Source organism: Blautia sp. MSK20_18, from assembly GCF_020553125.1.
GTDB classification, from domain to species: Bacteria; Bacillota; Clostridia; order Lachnospirales; family Lachnospiraceae; genus Blautia_A; species Blautia_A fusiformis.
In genome coordinates, this window is sequence record NZ_JAJCGR010000047.1 from 1 (window position 1) to 19,536 (window position 19,536).

Sequence of the window (19,536 nt, forward strand, 5' to 3'; positions counted from 1 at the left end):
TGCAGTACCGTAAGGTGTTTGCCAATGCAGTAGTGGGAGAAGCAAGAATCCCCCTGCTTTAGCTGAGGGGAGTGTCAAGCCATTGTAGAAACTGCCGAATTTCACCGAAAGCCCCGATTCGGTGAAAAATATCATAGCAGGAATATTTTTTGTAATGTATACTATATTTGTTAGGGAATCCAGATATACCACAAAGCAGAAAGGAAAAAAGCGTATGAGAAGAAATTGGAAAAAAGCTTTATGTGGCATTTTGACAGGTTTTATGCTTGCAACGGCGGCACCAGCTGCGGTTCCGGAGTTGATCAGTGCGACAGAAGTACAGGCGGCGATAAACGTAGCAACGCCGGCTATGTCTTCTATTAAGATCTCCGGCAGGAATAAGATTATTTTCAGCTGGAAACAGGTAAAAGGAGTTGCCGGATACCGGGTATACCGCAAGACCGGAAACAGTGGATGGAAAACAGTAAAAAACATCACAGGAAGCAAAAATGTTACGCTTACCGATACAAAAGTAAGTACCGGAGTAAGCTATACTTACACAGTGAGAGCTTACCGGAAATCCGGAAAAAATACGATCTGGAGTAGATATAATGAAAAAGGTCTGACAGCGATCGCAGGTCTGAATTATCTCACCCTGAATAAGACCAGCCTGACACTGGCACCGAAAAAAACTTATACACTGAAGATCAAAGGCACCAGTCTGAAACCGTCATGGAAGAGCAGCAACACAAATGTTGTCAAGATAACTTCTGTCGGAAAGATCACCGCGGTAAAAACAGGAACAGCGGTTATCACAGCGACTCTTGGTGGCAGAAAATTCACCTGCAAGGTTACTGTAAAGAATCCGACCTCGGCTAATACCAGATTGACGCAGAATTATAGCAAATTGAAAAAATACATCAGTCAGAAAGGCAAATATACTGAAGACGGAAATCAGTTTATAAATGTCAAAGTAGATAAAGAAAGTACTCTGATGATCGGTTATCTGAAGAAAGAAGATAAGATAGATATTGGGATGATGCTCTCTATGCCTTCAGATGGAATCCTTGCCGGACTGGATATTATCGGAAACTGTGTGAAATCTGATACGGTCAGTGTGAAGTCCGCCCTGTCTACAAATGAAGTCTTTCTGCTGGTGACTTCTTCTACAAAAGCATCTGCTTATAAAGGTCAGAATCTGACTTTCTTGTATACAAACGGAAAAAAAGCGATGACAGATCTGCAGGATTCTTCCAATATTATGATGAAAGCGACAATGAAAGTAGCAAATGATTATCTGAAAAAGAATTTAAATCTGACAATGAAAGATCTGGGATTCACTGCTTATAAATAACAGTAACATCCTATGATGATGCCGTTAATAAAATTCGGTTGACAAATTAGTATAGAAAGCATAAGATGATAGTAGCTAAGAAATGTGATGAAATTCAAACATTGGCAAAAACGAAAACCCCGGAAGTCTCGCACACTTCCGGGGTTTTCTATGCCGTTATGTAAGGGGGCTTAAGCCTTTCAGGCTGTTACTGCCTGTCGTTTCTGTCCAGCCATTTGCGAATATAGTAGCTAACTATATCCGCCGTAACAGAAACAAAAAATGTGATGATTAATTCGCACACTGGACTTCACCTCCTTTCTGCTGGAGGGTTGGCAGCATTAACAGTGTACTATAGTTTAGAACAAATTGGAACTATTGTGAGAAAATTTAATACTCTTGACATTGATCATAATTCGTCTTATACTAACTCATGTAAATAACAGGGGAGCTTGTGATGGCAGGCTGAGAGGAAGTCTTCAACTTCGACCCTTATACCTGATTTGGATAATGCCAACGTAGGAACGTATAAGATGGATTTACGGGAGATACTTTGGTGTATCTCCTTTTTTATTGGATGCGGATGTTTTTATCCGATTGAATACGTAAGATCAGGATTTACAGGGAAGGGATCAAGAGCGAATGCTTTTAACCCCGGTATCGACAATTGAATATTGGGAAATTTGAGAGTGAACTGAGTTCATGAAGGGGTGCACCACCGCGGGTGTATTTCTTTGTGAACTCTTTTTTATTGACGAATAGCTTTTGAAGTTTCCGGAAAGGAGAGATCATGATCACAGTAAATGGTGAAAGCAGAACATTGGAAAAGCCGGTGACAGTAACTGAATATCTGGAAGCATGTAACTATGTTCCGGTGCAGGTTGTAGTAGAGCTGAATGAAGAAATCATTAAGAGAGATACTTACGATACAACAGTACTGAAAGATGGCGATGTTGTGGAGATTCTGCAGTTTATGGGCGGCGGAAGCTGCTGATGTCGCTATAGAGATAAAATTAGGTATATATACCACGGCAGTAACTGACAGATAAGTTACTGAAAAAATGCAGATGAAGAATGATCTGGCAGAAGAAGGCGCTGGTTATAAATCGGTGGAAATATTTTCTGCAAACAGACATAAAGAAAGGTGGACATAAAAAATGACAACAGCAAACACAAATGAAGACAAACTGATCCTGGGAGGCCATGAGTTTACTTCCCGTTTTATCCTTGGTTCCGGAAAATTTTCCCTGGAGCTTGTAAAAGCATGTATTGAAAAAGCAGGAACTCAGATCGTAACACTTGCCCTGCGCCGTGCAAATGAGGGTGGGCTTGCCAATATTCTTGACTATGTGCCGAAGGATGTTACTCTTCTTCCGAATACATCAGGAGCCAGAAATGCAGAGGAAGCAGTCCGTATTGCAAGACTTTCCCGCGAGCTTGGCTGTGGAGATTTTGTAAAGATCGAAGTTATCCATGATTCCAAATATCTTCTTCCGGATAACTATGAGACCATCAAGGCAACAGAGATCCTTGCAAAAGAGGGCTTTGTAGTTATGCCATACATGTATCCGGATCTGAATGCAGCCAGAGATCTGGTGAATGCAGGAGCTGCCTGTGTAATGCCACTTGGCTCTCCGATCGGTTCCAACAAAGGAATCTGTACAAAAGAATTCATCCAGATCCTTATCGACGAGATCGACCTTCCGATCATCGTGGACGCAGGAATCGGCCGCCCGTCACAGGCATGTGAGGCTATGGAAATGGGTGCTGCAGCAGTTATGGCAAATACAGCCATTGCAACTGCAGGAGACGTCCGTGTTATGGCGGAAGCCTTTAAGAAAGCTATTGAGGCAGGAAGAAGTGCATATCTTTCCGGTATGGGAAGAACTCTGGAGAGAGGTGCAAGTGCATCTTCACCACTGACCGGATTTCTTCATGAGTAAAATTGATAAATGAATGATTGAACGCAGAACACTAAGCGGGGGACAGGCGCTGCCGGTGTAGTGAAACACAGGTATTGTCTGGTTTCAATCGAAATTGAGTTTACAGATATGCAGCAGTGAGGACCAGAGTATTGCTGCAATATATGAGAGGAGCGACATAAGAGTAATGGCAGAGACAGTACAGGCCAGTCAGCAGGACGGCCATTTTAATGAAAGTATCGTAAATGAAGAAATTCTGGAAGATATGAAAAAGAACCGTATCGATCACATGAAGTACCTTCCGGATATGGAACAGCTGGAAGAATCTGATGTAATGGATCAGGTTATTTCCGCAATGAACGCATATGATTATGATAAGTACACAGAAGCGGATGTACGGAGAGCGCTTGCTCATGACAACCGTACACCGGAGGATTTTAAAGCACTGCTTTCACCGGCAGCGCTGCCTCTTTTGGAAGAAATCGCACAGGCTGCACGGATCGAAACAAGGAAACATTTCGGAAACAGCATCTGTATGTTCACACCGATCTACATTGCAAACTACTGTGAGAATTACTGCATCTACTGTGGATTTAACTGCCACAATAAGATCCGCCGTGCACAGCTGAACGAAGAAGAGATCGAGAAGGAAATGGCAGCGATCGCCGAGACTGGTCTGCAGGAGATCCTGATCCTTACCGGCGAGAGCAAAACCAAATCCAATGTGGAGTACATCGGAAAAGCCTGTGAGATCGCGCGAAAATATTTCAAGGTGATCGGCCTTGAGGTTTATCCGATGAATTCCGATGAATATGCATATCTTCATAAATGCGGCGCAGATTATGTGACGGTTTTCCAGGAGACTTATAATTCTGACAAGTATGAAACTCTGCATCTGGCAGGACATAAGAGGATTTTCCCATACAGACTGAATACCCAGGAGCGTGCACTGAAGGGTGGCATGCGAGGGGTTGGTTTTGCGGCTCTTCTGGGACTGGATGATTTCCGCAAGGATGCTTTTGCGACAGGATACCACGCATATCTTCTGCAGAGAAAATATCCACATGCAGAGATCGCTTTTTCCTGCCCGAGACTTCGTCCGATCATCAACAACGACAGGATCAACCCGAAGGATGTCCACGAACCGCAGCTTCTCCAGGTAGTTTGTGCATATCGTCTGTTTATGCCGTTTGCAAGTATTACTGTATCCACCAGAGAATGTGAGCGTGTCCGTGACAACCTGGTAAATATCGCAGCAACCAAGATCTCCGCAGGTGTCAGCACAGGAATCGGAAGCCATGTGGAAGATATCGAAGATAAGGGTGATGACCAGTTTGAGATCTCTGACGGAAGATCTGTAGATGAGGTCTTCAATGATTTGAAAAAGAACGGCCTGCAGCCTGTAATGAACGATTATATCTATCTGTAAAAACATAGATCATGGGATAACTTCTGTGGAATATGTGGAAAACCAACCACTCCGGAGAGCATTTTTCCGGGGCGGTTGTGGATAAGTGTGATGAAAAATCGCCCAGGATCCCGCGTAATACAAGGCTGATCACGTTTTCTCGAAATATTCCAAAACGGAAATTTTTCCACGGAATCCTGTATTGATTTAACGTTTTCCGGGGATTTTCTGCTGCTTTTTAGGGCAGAGATCCCGGAAATTTTGTATAGTCTGAAAACGGTTTCCAATCTAATAGTTTTCATATGTACTTACTCATGTTTATAATAGCCCCAACAACAAAACACGAGGCAAAACACAGGAGGTAAGTATTATGAAAAGAAGATGGAAATCAGCAGTAGCAGCTCTTGCAGCAATAGCAACAATTGGAAGCCTTACAGGCGTAACCACCTATGCGGCGGACAGTGTCAGCATCACCAATGTATCTTATGATCCGACCAGAGAGCTTTATGAGCAGTACAACAAGAGCTTCCAGGAACACTGGAAGGAAAAAACAGGCCAGGATGTGGAGATCACACAGTCCCATGGTGGTTCCGGCAAGCAGGCACTTGAGGTTGCCAACGGACTGGAAGCAGATGTGGTAACACTGGCACTGGAGTATGATGTAGATGCGATCCAGGATGCAGGACTCATCGATGATGGATGGGTGGACGAATTTCCGGAGGACAGCGCTCCCTATACTTCGACTATTGTATTTCTTGTGAGAAAAGGAAATCCGAAGAACATCAAAGACTGGGACGATCTGGTAAAGAAAGACGTAGGTGTGATCACACCAAACCCGAAAACCTCCGGCGGAGCAAGATGGAACTATCTGGCAGCCTGGGCCTATGCAAAAGATAAATATAACGGAGACGAGGACAAAATTAAAGAATTCATCGGAGATCTTTACAAAAACGTACTTGTCCTGGACACCGGAGCCAGAGGCGCAACGACCTCTTTCGTGGAAAACGGACAGGGTGATGTACTGATCGCCTGGGAAAATGAAGCCTATCTTTCCGTAAAGGATTATCCGGACGACTACGAGATCGTAACACCAAGCATCAGCATCCTTGCACAGCCATCTGTAGCAGTAGTCGATAAAGTCGTAGACAAAAGAGGCACCAGAGATGTGGCAGAGGAATATCTGAATTATCTCTATTCCGATGAAGCACAGCGGATCGCCGGTGATAATTATTACCGTCCGTCAAACCAGGATATTCTGAAGGAATACTCCGATGTGTTTGACCTGGACATCAATCTTGTCACCATTGATGATTTTGGCGGATGGAAAAAGGCACAGGAAACACATTTCTCAGATGGAGGGATTTTTGATCAGATTTACGAAGGATAGACAGCAGAAGATATAGTTGGACACAATAACACAAAGAAGCTGCAGAACAGTGAAAAAACAGAGTCTGCAGCTTCTTTTATGTAAATATTGTGAATCACAAGGGATCAGGCATGGCTTCCTTCGGTCAGGGAACAGCCGTCCATTATACGGATCCCGTTTATGACATCCAGATAAGTGTCATACATTTCCTTCCATTCATCAGAGGCGTCCTTGGAGTACTGGCTGATGGTGGACAGAAGATCGTATTTTTTGCCGTCGACGGTTTCGATACGGCCGAGATAGCCCTGCCATACACTGTCCAGAGGCTGGTCTTCGCCATCGTAATATCTGGCTTCCAGAGTCAGTACAGGAACATCCTCATTGTAATAAGTCAGTTTATATCCACCATTTTCGGTTTCGGTTGTTTCATAATGGCAGAGATATTTCCAACGCTCCGGAGTGAGGACCTGGAAGTAATCCGTCATGGCCATATCCACACGCTCTGCGTAAACGAAATCTATGGATTTGATCAGCTCTGTGGCTTCCTTTTCGGCGGCCTTATCATAGGTGTCTGACGGAGTCAGGACAAAAAGTCCGAATGTATAATCGTCAGTCTGGCATACAAGAGCATCTACATTTTTTTCTTCTTCGTTGACTTCGGTTAAGTATTGATATTTCGTGGCAGGATAAGATTCAAAGGTAAGATTCTTTTTGGTGATGATCTCACCCTTTACCGGATAGTATTCTGCCAGAAAACCCTTCAGGGAAGAATCCTCCAGAGAGGAATTCGGTACTTTTAAAACAAAGGCAGTGCTTTTTCCGCCATTTACGGAACGCTGCTCGAAATAACCTTCTTTTTCGGGCATGGATTCTCTGATCGTATCATCGGCAGGGAATCCAACCCGCATATGAAGCTCGCCGCGCTTTTCCGATTCAGAGGAATCTTCCGTGTTTGTATCGGAAGAGGAATTTGGGTATGAAGAATCGGAATCCTGCGAGGAGGAGTTTCCACTGGTATCGGAGGATTCTTCTGAAGAATCTCCGGAGGAGGAATCAGTTTCAGAATCGGAATATTCCTGAAGATTGCCGTAGTCATCAATATAATATTTATCTCTGGAGCCAATATATGTGGTTCCGGTGGCATCTTCCAGCCACACACTGCCGTCCTCATAATAATAATGAGGCTCAAAATAACCGTCCTGTTCGGTCCAGCCGGCATCGTTGCCTTCCATCAGTTCACCGGAATCCGGGTCAGGGGCATAATTACCTTCCCCGATATATTCATCCTCGGAACCATTGCGGTACCAGTAATCTCCGTTTTCATCCTGCCAGATGTACTGACCGTCATCGGTTGGAGGGTCAGAAGCGAGGACCGGGATTGCAGATATGGAAAGAGCGATCGCGCCTGTTAAAAGAACTAAGATTTTTTTATGCATAGGCACCTCCTGATAAATTGCGCAGCAGTTAGCTGCTTACTATTCTTTGATCGTAAATTTTTACAAATAAAAAAGATCTGTCTGTTAAGTACATTGTAACAGACAGATCCCGATATCCGGAAATGTGAAGAAAAAGAGACATTTACGGAAAGCTGCGTACAGGTCTGGAAATATGCTATCCGATCGTGAAAAGGCCGGCTTACCGGCAGGTAAAAAGATATCCCTTCCCATAAACCGAGACAATGTCATATTCATCGGTATCCTCGGCACCGATCTTGGTCCGGAGGTTAAAGATATGCCGCCGTACCGTGCTGGTATCTGTTCCTGCACAGCTGCCCCATACCGCTTCGTAGAGCTCCTTTGCAGAAAAAATCTTCTCCTGGTTTTCTGCAAGGAGACGCAGCAGAGAGAATTCGGTCCGGGTAAGGCCTGTGTCGGCATTATTGAGATATGCATGGCCGTCCGAAAGATCCAGCCGCAGGCTGCCGATGGTGATCTGACGGGAGGACTGAAATTTTTCTTTTATTTTTTTTTCCATTCGTTTCTGGCGTTCCAGAAGCATCTGGATCACGGCCAGAAATTCATCGAAATTATAAGGCTTGGTGAGATAATAGTCGCCTCCTTGTTGAAGCCCTTCTACCTTATCATGGATATCACTTTTTCCTGTGAGGAAAAGAACCGGGTTCATGGTTCTTTCGCGGAAGTGGTGGCAGATATCCAGGCCGTTTCCGTCCGGAAGCATAATGTCCAGGATGAGAAGATCCGGCAGATGTTCTTCAAGCTGATGACAGGCTTCGGCGGCTGTCTGTGCAGTGCGGACATCGTAGCCACGGCGCCGTAGCATCCGGCAATTGATATTCAGCACCTGTTCTTCATCCTCGACCATAAGGATAAGCGATTTCTTTTCATTCATTTATGATTCCTCCTCCGGAAGTGAGAAGAACACCTGAGTTCCCTCGCCTTCTTTACTTTTTAGCCATATTTTGCCGCCGTGGGCAGTGATGATCTGATGACATACATAGAGACCTATGCCGTGCCGCCAGTAATCTTTATCTGCAGAAACATAACCCTTGAGTGCATTTTTTCGCATTTCTTCTGACATGCCGGTTCCGGTGTCGGAGACGCAGATGGTCTGCCAGCCTGGTTCGCCGGAAAGGGAAATGGTGATGGTTCCGTTCCTGGTATGACGCTCTGCATTGGAGATCAGATTGGTGAGAACCTGGATCAGCCGTTCCGGGTCTGCAGAGATTTCCGGGAGGTCGGGCTGTATCGTAAAGACCAGCTGGTTATTCCCGGGACTTGGATGACTGCTGAAATCTTTTTCTACAGAATGTAAAAGTGCTCCCAGATCTGATGGTACAAGGGAAAGGGCCAGCCGTCCCTGCTCAATGGAAACGGTATCCATAAGATCTAGCACGATCCGGTCGATCCGCATTACTGACTGTTCAATGGTGCGGAGATTTTCCTGCATAAGAGAGAAATCCAGAGGATCTTCCTCAAGGAGTTCGGAAGTGTCACGGGCGTGGAGGGAGATGGAACTCAGTGGATTTTTGATCTCGTGGGCAACGGTGGTCAGGAAGGTGGACTTGGCATTGTCAAGGGAGCGCAGCCGCAGATTCTGTTCCTCCAGAAGGAGCTGCTGCTGATTGTATTCCTTCAGATGAAAATAGAGAACACTGCGACAGACAATACTTACAGAGACAAATGCCAGAAGAATGTCTGCCAGCCGGTCAGCTTCCGTGGAAAAGGGAGTTACTGTGTCTGGAAAATGGTATGCAACCAGACATAGTCCTATATACAGGACAATCTCCAGCAGAGAAACGATCAGAGCCCGTCTTTTTTTCAGCATCAGCACGGTGAAAATAATAGCAAACACGAAGAAAGCCGGCATGCCGCCACGATAACCGCCGCTGGTAAAAAACATCACCGGAAAAACGATCAGAAAGATCACGACAATGGTGATCAGGTAGCAGCGCTGATATTTTCCACTGTAATAGGAATAAAGAAAAAGCCCTCCGGAGATTGCAACCAGCGCAAAATTGATCAGTACATTTCCCCAGGAACCGGTCCCGAGACTGAGAAAGGCCATGATCAGGCTAATCACAGTACCTCCCAAGGCGAGGATGTTGAACAGCCGGACGCGGAAATCAAGGGTGGGGCTGAATAAAGAGTGAAAAATAGTTCGGAGCTTCGGATTTATATTGATAGGGATCACCTCCTGCTCTTAATGTAGGTTTGTATGTCTGCGAGCATCTTTCTTTTGGGGTTGTAATTCCCGTAACTGCTATAATTGTACCATGCTGCTGTATAGTTGTGTACACAAAAAAATACATTTAATCCCGTTTTCCTATTGACATACTATGAATAGTAGGTTAATATAAGTGTCAACAAAAGAAAGGGAAGAGGCTATGAACGAATACGGCTTTAATACAGGGCTGCTCCACGGCACCAACGAGAAATATCCACAGGGTGCAACACAGGTTCCAATCTATCAGAGCAGCGCATTCCGACATGACAGCGCGGAAGACCTGGAGAAAATTTTTGACAATAAAAAAATGGGCTTCTCCTATACAAGGATCAACAATCCTACGGTAGAGTCCTTTGAGAAGAGAGTGACCATGCTGGAGGATGGGATCGGCAGTGTGGCCTGTGCATCCGGAATGGCAGCGCTGACCAATGCGTTTCTGAACATTCTTCAGGCGGGAGACGAGATTGTGGCAGCCTGCGGACTGTACGGCGGAACCGTGGAACTGTTCGATGATCTGAAGCCTTTCGGGATTTCCGTAAAATATGTGAAAGAGAATAAGCCGGAAGCTTTTGAGGCAGAGATCACAGAGAAGACGCGACTTGTTTTTGCGGAGACCATTGGCAACCCCAAGCTGGATGTTACCGATATCCAGGCAGTTGCGGAAGTGGCACATAAGCATGACGTACCGCTGATCGTAGACAACACGGTGGCAACCCCGTATCTGATCCAGCCACTGAAGCTTGGAGCTGACATTGTGGTTCATTCCTCTTCCAAATATATCAATGGAAGCAGCGATGCCATCAGCGGTATTCTTGTCTGTGGTAAGGGTCTGAAATGGGACCCTGACCGATATCCGGGACTTGTTCCATACCGGAAATTCGGACCATTTGCATACATCGCCAAGCTTAGAAACGGACTTTTCCGGAACACTGGCGCGTGTCTTGCTCCGCAGAATGCTTTCCTTAATAACCTGGGACTGGAAACCCTGGGACTTCGAATGCAGAGACAGTGTGACAATGCACTGGAGCTTGCGAGATTTTTACAGGGCCTGGGTGGTGACATTGAAGTAAATTATCCGGGACTGGAAGAAAGCCCTTATCACGAAATTGCGGAAAAGCAGTTCAGGAATGGCTACGGAGCTATCGTAACTGTAAGAACCGGAAGCAAGGAGAAGGCTTTTTCCATTATTAATTCATTGAAGATCCCGCTGATCATCTCCAATATCGGAGATACGAAGACCCTGGTGATCCATCCGGAATCCACCATCGCGGCACACATCTCCGACGAAGAGAAGTTGCAGTCCGGAGTATTCGAGGATCTGATCCGTATCAGTGTGGGAATTGAAGATGTTGAAGATTTAAAAGAAGATTTCAAACAAGCGATAGAAAATAACCGATAAAATCTAAGAGCTGCACCAGCAGAGAAATGGAGAGTTCGTTATGGCAAAAGTAGATTACGCTACATTAAAAAAAGGTGGTTTCATGAGACAGAAGCAGAAAAATAATTTTTCTCTTCGTCTTGCCTGTGTAGGCGGTACATTTACCGCAGAAAACCTTAAGAAGATCGCAGAGGTAGCTGAGAAATACGGGGACGGATATGTACATCTTACTTCCAGACAGGGAGTTGAGATCCCGTTCATTAAATTAGATGATATTGATGATGTAAAGGATGATCTTGCAAAAGGCGGATGCAAGCCTGGTGTCTGCGGACCGAGAGTCCGTACAGTTACAGCCTGCCAGGGCAACGCTGTCTGTCCAAGCGGAAATATCAACAGCTATGACATTGCGGTGAAATTAAATGAAAGATATTTCGGAAGAGAGCTTCCTCATAAATTCAAATTCGGTGTTACCGGATGCCAGAACAACTGTCTGAAAGCAGAGGAGAACGATGTTGGGATCAAGGGAGCAGCACAGGTCAGCTGGAAAGAGGACGCATGTATCCACTGTGGTGTCTGCGAAAAGGCCTGCAGAGAAAACGCTATCTCCTTTGAGGATGACAAGCTGGTGATCGACACAGAGAAATGCAACTACTGCGGCAGATGTGCAAAATCCTGTCCGGTGGATGCATGGGATGTAAACGAAGCATATATCGTTTCCTTTGGCGGAACGTTTGGAAATCACATCAGCAAGGGACAGGAATTCCTTCCGCTGATCACCTCTGAGGAGCAGCTTTTCAGAGTGACCGATGCAGCGATCCAGTTCTTTGATGATCATGCAAATCCGGGAGAGCGTTTTAAATTTACCATCGACCGGGTAGGCGCTGAAAAACTTCAGGAGGTTTTGAAAGGAGCATACAATGGCTGATATTAAGATTGATGATACAGTAGATATTACCGATGTGGTCTGCCCGGTAACTTTTGTAAAAGCAAAAGTAGCTCTGGAAGAGCTGGACGACGGACAGATCCTTGCAATTAAGATGAATGACGGCGAGCCGGTACAGAATGTACCCAGAAGCGTGAAGGAAGAAGGACATCAGATCCTGAAGCTCGAGGACAACGAAGACGGAACTTATACACTGATCGTAAGAAAAGTTGAAGAATAGGAGAACAGAGAAATGACAATCACAGTTGCAGGAAATAAAAAAGAGTACGAAGACGGACTGAAGCTTACAGAGCTTATTGAGAAAGAGGATATTGAAAGTCCTGAGTATGTAACCGTAACTATCAACGATGAATTCATCAGCAAGGCAGACGTTCCGGAAACAGAGGTAAAGGACGGCGACGTTGTTGAGTTCCTGTACTACATGGGAGGAGGCGCAAGATAATGGCTTTTACAAATGAGCAGCTTGAGCGGTACTCCCGCCATATCATCCTGAAAGAGGTTGGAGTAAAAGGTCAGAAAAAGCTTCTGAATGCCAAGGTTCTGATCATCGGAGCCGGCGGACTTGGAGCACCGGCAGCCCTTTACCTTGCAGCAGCAGGTGTGGGAACCATCGGGATCGCGGATGCAGATGAGGTAGATCTTTCCAATCTTCAGCGACAGGTCATCCACACAACTGCAGATGTCGGCAAACTGAAGGTAGAGTCTGCGGCTGAGACCATGAAAGCAATCAACCCGGACGTTACTGTAAATACATATCATACCTTTGTAGATTCCAGCAACATCATGGATCTGATCAAAGATTACGATTTCATTCTTGACGGAACAGACAACTTTCCTGCAAAATTCCTGATCAACGATGCCTGTGTAATGGCCGAGAAACCGTTTTCACATGCAGGGATCATCCGTTTCCAGGGACAGCTGATGACTTACGTTCCGGGACAGGGCCCATGCTACAGATGTGCGTTCCAGAGCCCGCCGCCAAAGGATGCCGTACCGACCTGTAAGCAGGCTGGCGTGATCGGAGCCATGGGCGGAGTGATCGGAAGCCTTCAGGCAATGGAAGCCATCAAGTACATCATCGGACAGGGTGATCTTCTTACAGGAAGACTTCTTACCTACGATGCGCTGAAGATGACATTCCGTACCGTGAAGCTTCCGAAGAATCATCATTGCCCGGTATGCGGCGATGATCCGACGATTACAGAACTGATCGATTATGAGCAGGCTGTGTGTGAGCTGAAGCACTGATAATATAGAAGGCAAAAGTGTCTGCTGGTGCAGGCAGTATAAATAAGTATAGAAACCCATTGGAGGCTGCGAAGAAATGCTGAAATTAAAAAAAGAAGATTACGAGAAAATATTAGACCACTGCAGAAAAGGACTTCCCAATGAGTCCTGCGGCCTTCTGGGCGGGACCATTGAGGACGATGTAAAAACCATCGAGAAGGTGTATCTGCTGACAAATATCGATGAAAGCAACGAACACTTTTCCATGGACCCGAAGGAACAGCTGAGCGCGATCAAGGATATCCGTCAGAACGGATATCAGATGATCGGAAACTTTCATTCTCATCCGGAGTCTCCGTCAAGGCCTTCCGAAGAAGATAAACGACTTGCATTTGACCCGAACATCGAATATCTGATTCTCTCTCTTATGGATGCAGAAAATCCGGTGTTGAAGGCCTTTGGCGTAGATAAAGAGAAAAATGTAACTGTACATGAGCTTCAGATAACAGAGTGATGAGTATGAAAAACAGATTAAACACAAAGGAAATTACAACAGATGTGCTGATCATAGGCGGAGGTACCGCAGGCTGCTATGCGGCGCTGGTTCTCTCAGAACAGAAAGCCGGCAGGGTACTGATCGCAGAAAAAGCAAATATCAGACGAAGCGGCTGTCTGGCAGCAGGTGTTAATGCAATCAATGCCTACATTGTAAAAGGCCGCAAGCCGCAGGATTATGTAGATTATGCAACAAAGGATGCCGCCGGGATCGTAAGGCAGGACCTTCTTCTTACAGCAGCGGAGAATTTCAACGAAGTTACTGCAAAGATGGAAAAGCTTGGGCTTGTGATCCTGAAGGATGAAAATGGTGATTATGTAGCCAGAGGAAATCGTAACATCAAGATCAACGGTGAAAATTTTAAACCACTTCTTGCTAATGCAGTTCATAAAGCTGAGAACGTAGACGTTCTGAATTATGTAAATATCACAGACCTTCTTGTAAAAGACGGACAGGTTTACGGAGCGGTTGGTTTCTCTATTATGGAAGAAACCGCATACATTATCCGGGCAAAGGCAGTTCTTGCTGCAACAGGCGGAGCGGCCGGACTTTATAAGCCGAACAATCCGGGATTTTCCAGACATAAGATGTGGTATCCGCCGTTTAACACAGGTGCCGGATATGCAATGGGAATCCTGGCAGGTGCGGAGATGACGTCCTTTGAGATGCGTTTTATCGCACTTCGCTGCAAGGATACCATTGCTCCTACGGGAACCATCGCACAGGGTATCGGCGCAAAACAGATCAATGCAGCTGGCGAGATCTATGAGACAAAATACGGACTGACCACAAGCGAGCGAGTTTACGGAACAGTCCGGGAAAACCAGCTTGGCCATGGCCCGTGTTACCTGAAGACTACAGGGATCACGAAGGAACAGGATGAAGATCTTCTGAAGGCTTATCTCAACATGGCACCGAGCCAGACTCTGAAATGGATCGAAAGCGGAAAGAGCCCCAGCGAGCAGGATGTGGAGATCCAGGGAACAGAGCCGTATATCGTAGGCGGTCATACAGCCAGCGGCTACTGGGTAAATACAGGCCGTGAGACCACGGTGAAAGGTCTTTATGCAGCTGGTGATGTTGCAGGTGGATGTCCGCAGAAATATGTAACAGGAGCTCTTGCAGAAGGAAAGCTTGCAGCATTGGATATGGTGAAACAGTTTAAGGCCGGAACTTTGAAGGAAGCAGATATTCAGACTGAGACAGAGATTAAGGTTCAGGAAGGGGAAATTCTTTCTCAGTACGAAAAGTTCCGAAATGAAGACGCACCGGCATTTTCCGTGGAAGAGCTGGAAGAGGCTATGCAGAAAGTCATGGATGAATATGCGGGAGGAATTGCTTCTAATTATCAGTTTAATGAGAAGCAGCTTGCTCTTGCAGATGAAAAAATCCTTCAGCTTCAGGCTCTTGCCGAAAAAACAGCGGCAGCAGATATGCATGAGCTGATGTTTGCATACGAACTTCGTGAGCGTCTCATTGTGTGCCGTTCACTGATCGCTCATCTGAAAAACCGCAAAGAGACCAGATGGCATTCTTTTAACGAAAATCTGGATCATCCGGAAACAGATGAGAAATTTTATAAATATGTAAATTCGAAACTGGAAAACGGCGAGATCAGGATGATTTTTCGCGACATTGTAAAGGAGGACACATATGAGCATACGAATTGATCAGAAAAAATGTGTTGGCTGCAGAAAATGCAGTGAAGTATGTCCGGGAACCCTGATCGTCATGGAAGACAAAAAAGCCGTGATGAAATATCCGAAAAACTGCTGGGGCTGCGTTTCCTGTGTAAAGGAATGTAAAGCCGGTGCCATCGACTTTTTCCTTGGTGCGGATATCGGCGGGAACGGAAGTATCATGAATGTAAAAAGCGAAGGAGATATCCTTCATTGGATCATTACAAAAACGGACGGTTCTACATCCGTGATCGATGTGGATCGACGGAATTCGAATAAATATTAGACCAGAAGATAAGTGCTGCCGGTTCTGGCGGCCGGAACAGGAGGATGAGATCAGATATGAGTGGATTATCACATTTGGATGAGCTGGAAGCAGAGGCAATTTATATCATCCGTGAAGTTGCAGCAGAGTGCGAGAAGCCGGTAATGCTTTATTCTATAGGAAAAGACAGTTCTGTAATGCTTCATCTTGCAATGAAGGCTTTTTATCCGGAGAAACCGCCATTTCCGTTTCTTCACGTAAATACAACATGGAAATTTAAAGAGATGATAGAGTTTCGTGACAAAACCGCGAAGAATCTGGGAATCGAAATGCTTGAGTACATTAATCAGGATGGTGTGAAGCAGGGTATCAATCCTTTTGACAGCGGCTCCGCATACACAGATATCATGAAAACGCAAGCACTGAAGCAGGCTCTTAAGAAATATGGTTTCACAGCTGCTTTTGGCGGCGGTCGTCGTGACGAGGAGAAAAGCCGTGCAAAAGAGCGTATCTTTTCTTTCCGTAACGCAGAGCAGGCCTGGGATCCGAAGAACCAGCGTCCGGAGATGTGGAAGCTTTATAATACGGAGATCAATAAAGGCGAAAGCATCCGTGTTTTCCCAATTTCCAACTGGACTGAGACTGATATCTGGCAGTACATTAAGAGAGAAAATATCCCGATCGTTCCGCTGTATTTTGCAAAAGAGCGTCCGGTTGTATACAGAGATGGCAACATTATCATGGTGGATGACGACAGAATGCGTCTGAACCCGGGTGAGAAGCCGCAGATGAAAAAAGTTCGTTTCCGTACTCTTGGATGCTATCCTCTGACAGGTGGTATCGAGTCTGATGCGGAGACACTGGACGAGATCATTGACGAGACTTTAAGCTCTGTGGAATCTGAGAGAACCACACGTGTTATCGATTCTGACGGCGGAGCTGCCAGCATGGAAAAAAGAAAGAGAGAGGGGTACTTCTAGGATGAGCGGATTACTGAAATTTATCACTTGCGGAAGTGTGGATGATGGAAAGTCTACACTGATCGGCCATATTCTTTATGATTCCAAGCTTTTATATGCAGACCAGGAAAAAGCCCTTCTTCTGGACAGCAAGGTGGGTTCCAGAGGTGGTGCCATTGATTATTCTCTTCTTCTGGATGGTCTGATGGCTGAGCGTGAGCAGGGTATCACCATTGATGTTGCGTATCGTTATTTTACAACCGATAAAAGAAGCTTTATCGTTGCGGATACTCCCGGACATGAGGAGTATACAAGGAACATGGCGGTTGGAGCTTCCTTTGCTCAGCTTTCCATTATTCTTGTGGATGCGAAGCAGGGGGTTCTGGTCCAGACAAGGCGTCATGCACGTATCTGCGCTCTGATGGGTATCCATCATTTTGTATTTGCTGTTAACAAGATGGATCTTGTTGATTACAGTGAGAGCCGTTTTAATGAAATCGTAAAGGATATCAATGAGCTTTCTGAGACTCTGGGGCTTCAGGATGTTGTGATCATTCCTGTCAGTGCTACAGAGGGTGATAACGTAACGAAGAAGTCTCCGAATATGCCCTGGTATACGGGGAAAGCTCTTCTGGAGCATCTTGAGACTGTGGATGTTTCAGAGGCTGAGAATGTCAGCGAGTTTTATCTGCCTGTTCAGCGTGTTTCTCGTCCAAACCATGAATTTCGCGGTTTCCAGGGTCAGATCGAGAGTGGCCGGGTTCATGTAGGCGATATCATCACAACGCTCCCAAGCAACGAGACAGCGGCTGTTAAGACGATCCTGGTGGGCAGTGACGATCGTGAGGAGGCTGTTGCCGGCCAGGCTGTTACGATTCAGCTGGATAAAGAGGTGGATGTAAGCCGTGGATGTGTTCTTACCAATAATAATGAGATCCCTGTTGCAAAGGGTTTCGAGGCTACTCTTCTCTGGATGGATGATTCCAGGCTTGAAGTGGGCAAGGAGTATCTTGTGAAGGTTGGTACGAAGAAGATTGCTGGTGTGGTTAAAAGTATCGAGTTTAAGACGGATGTGAATACCGGGGAGCATCTGCATGCGGATACGATCGAGAAGAATGAGATCGCTCTTTGCAAAATCGGTCTTTCTGATAAGGTTGTGCTGGATGAGTTTAAGAGGAATAAGACTCTTGGTGAGCTGATCCTGATCGACCGTGTGAGTCATATGACTTCTGCATGTGGTGTTGTGGAATCGGTTGATACTGAGGGGGAGAAGCCTTATTTTCAGAAGGATGATGTGAAGGTTGGCGGTTATGTTTTTGAGGAGTTTTATTTTAACCTTGAGAATGCGCTGCTTTCTAAGGCGGATAAAGAGGTTAAGACTTATCATGTAGGGGATGTGGTGCCTGTTGAGGGTGACAGCTTTGAGTATCCGGGCTATTTTGATATTGTTTCTCTGGAGGATAGCGCGGCTGTTCTGATCCGTGATAAGAGGGTGCAGGATATTATTCCGCTGGATGAGTATGTGTTTATGGGGCTTCCTGTTGTGGATGAGAGAGGTTTTGCCCTGGAGATCCGCAGTAATGATGATTATCAGATGTTTTTGAGGGAGTTTGAGGCTGCTGATAATAAGTCGGAGTTTCATAATAAGTGGTTTAAGTTTGAGACTTACAGGAGGATTGTCTGCACGGATAATTTCTGGATGATCTGATGTTGGGTTACTTATAGTTTCTATAGTTATGTGTGTAAGAGGCTGCATGTGCGGCCTCTTTTCTTTGGGTGTTGCCGGATTTCGTGGTTTGATGGACGCCGAGGAGCTGGCATATGGGCGGGACAGGCTTCGTCGGTGGAAACTACTAAGACTCTGAAAGGTGGCTAAAAGCGTTTTCCAAAAGTCCGAACTCGCTGCGCTCAGACAGCGAACTTTTGAAAAACAACGCCACCTTCCAGAGCCTAAGTAGTTGTCACACCTCCTGCAGAGCGCCCCGCCCATATGCCAGCTCCTCGGCTGTGCACACAGGCTGGTTGCGGAAAGTGAACAGTTCGAGATAGTATTCAATGATGCATGGCAGTAGAGTGTCATACAGAAATTGTTCAGGAGGAATGTTGTATCTAAGAATCAGCTCGGCACAACGTTCCGGAATAATATCGGCTCAGACAGTAATCAGCTTGGCATAAGATTCCATAATAAAAGTCAGTCGCATTATATATCGAAGATGTAGCGCTTGTTCCGTGCCCAAGAGGGTGAGGGGCAGGGAAGCCCTCGGACTTCGGAACTCTGAGATGGACTTCCCCTGCGCTGTCCACACGGACAGCGTGTCGTGCGTAGCCACCTGTCTAAGGGGATAATATGATTGGTCAATCGCGCTAAGATAAAATTAATGTAAAAAAATGAAAAAAAGGTGTTGACAAACAATAGTGTATTCCGCTATAATTAACCATGCGTTTCGGATGAAAACACGGAAGAAATGCACTCCAATTTAATAAGAAATTATAAGTTCGGAGTCTGGAGAAGTACTCAAGAGGCCGAAGAGGTGCCCCTGCTAAGGGTATAGGTCGCTAACGCGGCGCGAGGGTTCAAATCCCTCCTTCTCCGTTATTTTTTTGAAAAAAATAAATTTTTCAAAAAAATGAAAAAACTTGTTGACAAACGCTTGCGGATGTGATAAAGTAAACAAGCTGTCAGCGAGACAGAGATTCATCAAAAAAAGAGTTTGAAAAAAGTTGAAAAAAGTACTTGACAAACGATTTGAGATGAGATAAAATAAACGAGCTGTCTGAGAGGCAGACACAACAAACCTTGATAACTAAACAGTGAAACACATACGATTCTCGAAAAT

At 45.5% G+C, this 19,536-nt stretch carries 18 protein-coding genes, 1 tRNA gene and 1 riboswitch; of the genes, 16 read left to right on the plus strand and 3 right to left on the minus strand.

Annotated features, from left to right (window positions below):
- Positions 1 to 214: 214 nt before the first annotated feature.
- The 5 genes from LI091_RS16500 (at position 215) to LI091_RS16520 (ending at position 6,029) form a co-directional block, all read left to right on the plus strand.
- Positions 215 to 1,333, plus strand: a complete 1,119-nt coding sequence (locus LI091_RS16500; RefSeq protein ID WP_173723488.1) for a hypothetical protein — start codon at positions 215 to 217, stop codon at positions 1,331 to 1,333.
- A 413-nt stretch (positions 1,334 to 1,746) separates the two neighbouring features.
- Positions 1,747 to 1,854: riboswitch (TPP riboswitch) on the plus strand.
- A gap of 248 nt (positions 1,855 to 2,102) precedes the next feature.
- Positions 2,103 to 2,306 (plus strand): sulfur carrier protein ThiS, encoded by a 204-nt coding sequence (gene thiS, locus LI091_RS16505; RefSeq protein ID WP_015526603.1) that lies wholly within the window; start codon positions 2,103 to 2,105, stop codon positions 2,304 to 2,306.
- Positions 2,307 to 2,469: 163 nt separating this feature from the next.
- Entirely contained in the window at positions 2,470 to 3,255 is a 786-nt protein-coding gene (locus LI091_RS16510; protein WP_015526604.1) for a thiazole synthase, read from the plus strand.
- A gap of 166 nt (positions 3,256 to 3,421) precedes the next feature.
- Complete coding sequence (thiH, locus tag LI091_RS16515; RefSeq protein ID WP_265191372.1) at positions 3,422 to 4,663, plus strand: 2-iminoacetate synthase ThiH; 1,242 nt, start codon at positions 3,422 to 3,424, stop codon at positions 4,661 to 4,663.
- Positions 4,664 to 5,012: 349 nt separating this feature from the next.
- Positions 5,013 to 6,029 (plus strand): sulfate ABC transporter substrate-binding protein, encoded by a 1,017-nt coding sequence (locus LI091_RS16520; protein WP_059086478.1) that lies wholly within the window; start codon positions 5,013 to 5,015, stop codon positions 6,027 to 6,029.
- Between the two features lie 104 nt (positions 6,030 to 6,133).
- Here the strand turns inward: LI091_RS16520 and LI091_RS16525 are convergent, their stop codons facing one another.
- The 3 genes from LI091_RS16525 to LI091_RS16535 form a co-directional block, all read right to left on the minus strand.
- Positions 6,134 to 7,444 carry a hypothetical protein gene (locus tag LI091_RS16525; RefSeq protein ID WP_265191373.1) on the minus strand — a complete coding sequence of 437 codons (1,311 nt, stop codon included), beginning with the start codon at positions 7,442 to 7,444 and terminating at the stop codon, positions 6,134 to 6,136.
- 199 nt (positions 7,445 to 7,643) lie between these two features.
- Positions 7,644 to 8,357, minus strand: coding sequence for a response regulator transcription factor (locus LI091_RS16530; RefSeq protein ID WP_265191374.1), 714 nt, complete (start codon positions 8,355 to 8,357; stop codon positions 7,644 to 7,646).
- Complete coding sequence (locus LI091_RS16535) at positions 8,358 to 9,548, minus strand: sensor histidine kinase (protein WP_265191375.1); 1,191 nt, start codon at positions 9,546 to 9,548, stop codon at positions 8,358 to 8,360. It abuts the gene before it with no gap.
- 304 nt (positions 9,549 to 9,852) lie between these two features.
- Between LI091_RS16535 and LI091_RS16540 the strand changes: the two genes are divergently transcribed.
- The 11 genes from LI091_RS16540 (at position 9,853) to LI091_RS16590 (ending at position 19,292) form a co-directional block, all read left to right on the plus strand.
- Positions 9,853 to 11,091: an O-acetylhomoserine aminocarboxypropyltransferase/cysteine synthase family protein gene (locus LI091_RS16540; protein WP_265191376.1), complete on the plus strand. Its 1,239-nt coding sequence runs from the start codon at positions 9,853 to 9,855 to the stop codon at positions 11,089 to 11,091.
- Between the two features lie 40 nt (positions 11,092 to 11,131).
- Positions 11,132 to 11,995, plus strand: coding sequence for a 4Fe-4S binding protein (locus LI091_RS16545; RefSeq protein ID WP_173740962.1), 864 nt, complete (start codon positions 11,132 to 11,134; stop codon positions 11,993 to 11,995).
- Positions 11,988 to 12,233 carry a sulfurtransferase TusA family protein gene (locus tag LI091_RS16550; RefSeq protein WP_015526613.1) on the plus strand — a complete coding sequence of 82 codons (246 nt, stop codon included), beginning with the start codon at positions 11,988 to 11,990 and terminating at the stop codon, positions 12,231 to 12,233. The genes LI091_RS16545 and LI091_RS16550 overlap by 8 nt, the downstream gene beginning before the upstream one ends.
- Positions 12,234 to 12,245: 12 nt before the next feature.
- Positions 12,246 to 12,455, plus strand: a complete 210-nt coding sequence (gene thiS / locus LI091_RS16555) for a sulfur carrier protein ThiS (RefSeq protein ID WP_021650460.1) — start codon at positions 12,246 to 12,248, stop codon at positions 12,453 to 12,455.
- Positions 12,455 to 13,261, plus strand: coding sequence for a thiazole biosynthesis adenylyltransferase ThiF (gene thiF / locus LI091_RS16560; RefSeq protein ID WP_015526615.1), 807 nt, complete (start codon positions 12,455 to 12,457; stop codon positions 13,259 to 13,261). Before thiS (LI091_RS16555) ends, thiF begins: the two co-directional genes overlap by 1 nt.
- Positions 13,262 to 13,337: 76 nt before the next feature.
- Positions 13,338 to 13,754, plus strand: coding sequence for a M67 family metallopeptidase (locus LI091_RS16565; RefSeq protein WP_059086473.1), 417 nt, complete (start codon positions 13,338 to 13,340; stop codon positions 13,752 to 13,754).
- A gap of 5 nt (positions 13,755 to 13,759) precedes the next feature.
- Positions 13,760 to 15,466, plus strand: coding sequence for an adenylyl-sulfate reductase subunit alpha (locus tag LI091_RS16570; RefSeq protein ID WP_173740961.1), 1,707 nt, complete (start codon positions 13,760 to 13,762; stop codon positions 15,464 to 15,466).
- The gene (locus tag LI091_RS16575; RefSeq protein WP_015526617.1) at positions 15,450 to 15,761 is read left to right on the plus strand and encodes a 4Fe-4S dicluster domain-containing protein; all 312 of its coding nucleotides are present in this window, start codon (positions 15,450 to 15,452) and stop codon (positions 15,759 to 15,761) included. Before LI091_RS16570 ends, LI091_RS16575 begins: the two co-directional genes overlap by 17 nt.
- A gap of 56 nt (positions 15,762 to 15,817) precedes the next feature.
- On the plus strand, positions 15,818 to 16,720 hold the full coding sequence (gene cysD / locus LI091_RS16580) for a sulfate adenylyltransferase subunit CysD (RefSeq protein WP_114001953.1): 903 nt from the start codon (positions 15,818 to 15,820) through the stop codon (positions 16,718 to 16,720).
- A gap of 1 nt (position 16,721) precedes the next feature.
- The gene (locus tag LI091_RS16585) at positions 16,722 to 18,407 is read left to right on the plus strand and encodes a sulfate adenylyltransferase subunit 1 (RefSeq protein WP_173740122.1); all 1,686 of its coding nucleotides are present in this window, start codon (positions 16,722 to 16,724) and stop codon (positions 18,405 to 18,407) included.
- A 797-nt stretch (positions 18,408 to 19,204) separates the two neighbouring features.
- A tRNA-Ser gene (locus LI091_RS16590) sits at positions 19,205 to 19,292 on the plus strand.
- The last annotated feature ends 244 nt before the right edge of the window (positions 19,293 to 19,536 follow it).

Bases quoted from the DNA above. Each gene is read 5' to 3' on its own strand.
- LI091_RS16545 (WP_173740962.1), top strand. From the start codon at position 11,132: ATGGCAAAAGTAGATTACGCTACATTAAAAAAAGGTGGTTTCATGAGA.
- LI091_RS16525 (WP_265191373.1), bottom strand. From the start codon at position 7,444: ATGCATAAAAAAATCTTAGTTCTTTTAACAGGCGCGATCGCTCTTTCC.
- thiH (WP_265191372.1), top strand. From the start codon at position 3,422: ATGGCAGAGACAGTACAGGCCAGTCAGCAGGACGGCCATTTTAATGAA.
- LI091_RS16510 (WP_015526604.1), top strand. From the start codon at position 2,470: ATGACAACAGCAAACACAAATGAAGACAAACTGATCCTGGGAGGCCAT.
- thiF (WP_015526615.1), top strand. From the start codon at position 12,455: ATGGCTTTTACAAATGAGCAGCTTGAGCGGTACTCCCGCCATATCATC.
- LI091_RS16500 (WP_173723488.1), top strand. From the start codon at position 215: ATGAGAAGAAATTGGAAAAAAGCTTTATGTGGCATTTTGACAGGTTTT.
- LI091_RS16570 (WP_173740961.1), top strand. From the start codon at position 13,760: ATGAAAAACAGATTAAACACAAAGGAAATTACAACAGATGTGCTGATC.
- thiS (WP_021650460.1), top strand. From the start codon at position 12,246: ATGACAATCACAGTTGCAGGAAATAAAAAAGAGTACGAAGACGGACTG.
- LI091_RS16550 (WP_015526613.1), top strand. From the start codon at position 11,988: ATGGCTGATATTAAGATTGATGATACAGTAGATATTACCGATGTGGTC.
- LI091_RS16565 (WP_059086473.1), top strand. From the start codon at position 13,338: ATGCTGAAATTAAAAAAAGAAGATTACGAGAAAATATTAGACCACTGC.
- LI091_RS16530 (WP_265191374.1), bottom strand. From the start codon at position 8,357: ATGAATGAAAAGAAATCGCTTATCCTTATGGTCGAGGATGAAGAACAG.
- thiS (WP_015526603.1), top strand. From the start codon at position 2,103: ATGATCACAGTAAATGGTGAAAGCAGAACATTGGAAAAGCCGGTGACA.
- LI091_RS16575 (WP_015526617.1), top strand. From the start codon at position 15,450: ATGAGCATACGAATTGATCAGAAAAAATGTGTTGGCTGCAGAAAATGC.
- LI091_RS16585 (WP_173740122.1), top strand. From the start codon at position 16,722: ATGAGCGGATTACTGAAATTTATCACTTGCGGAAGTGTGGATGATGGA.
- cysD (WP_114001953.1), top strand. From the start codon at position 15,818: ATGAGTGGATTATCACATTTGGATGAGCTGGAAGCAGAGGCAATTTAT.
- LI091_RS16520 (WP_059086478.1), top strand. From the start codon at position 5,013: ATGAAAAGAAGATGGAAATCAGCAGTAGCAGCTCTTGCAGCAATAGCA.
- LI091_RS16540 (WP_265191376.1), top strand. From the start codon at position 9,853: ATGAACGAATACGGCTTTAATACAGGGCTGCTCCACGGCACCAACGAG.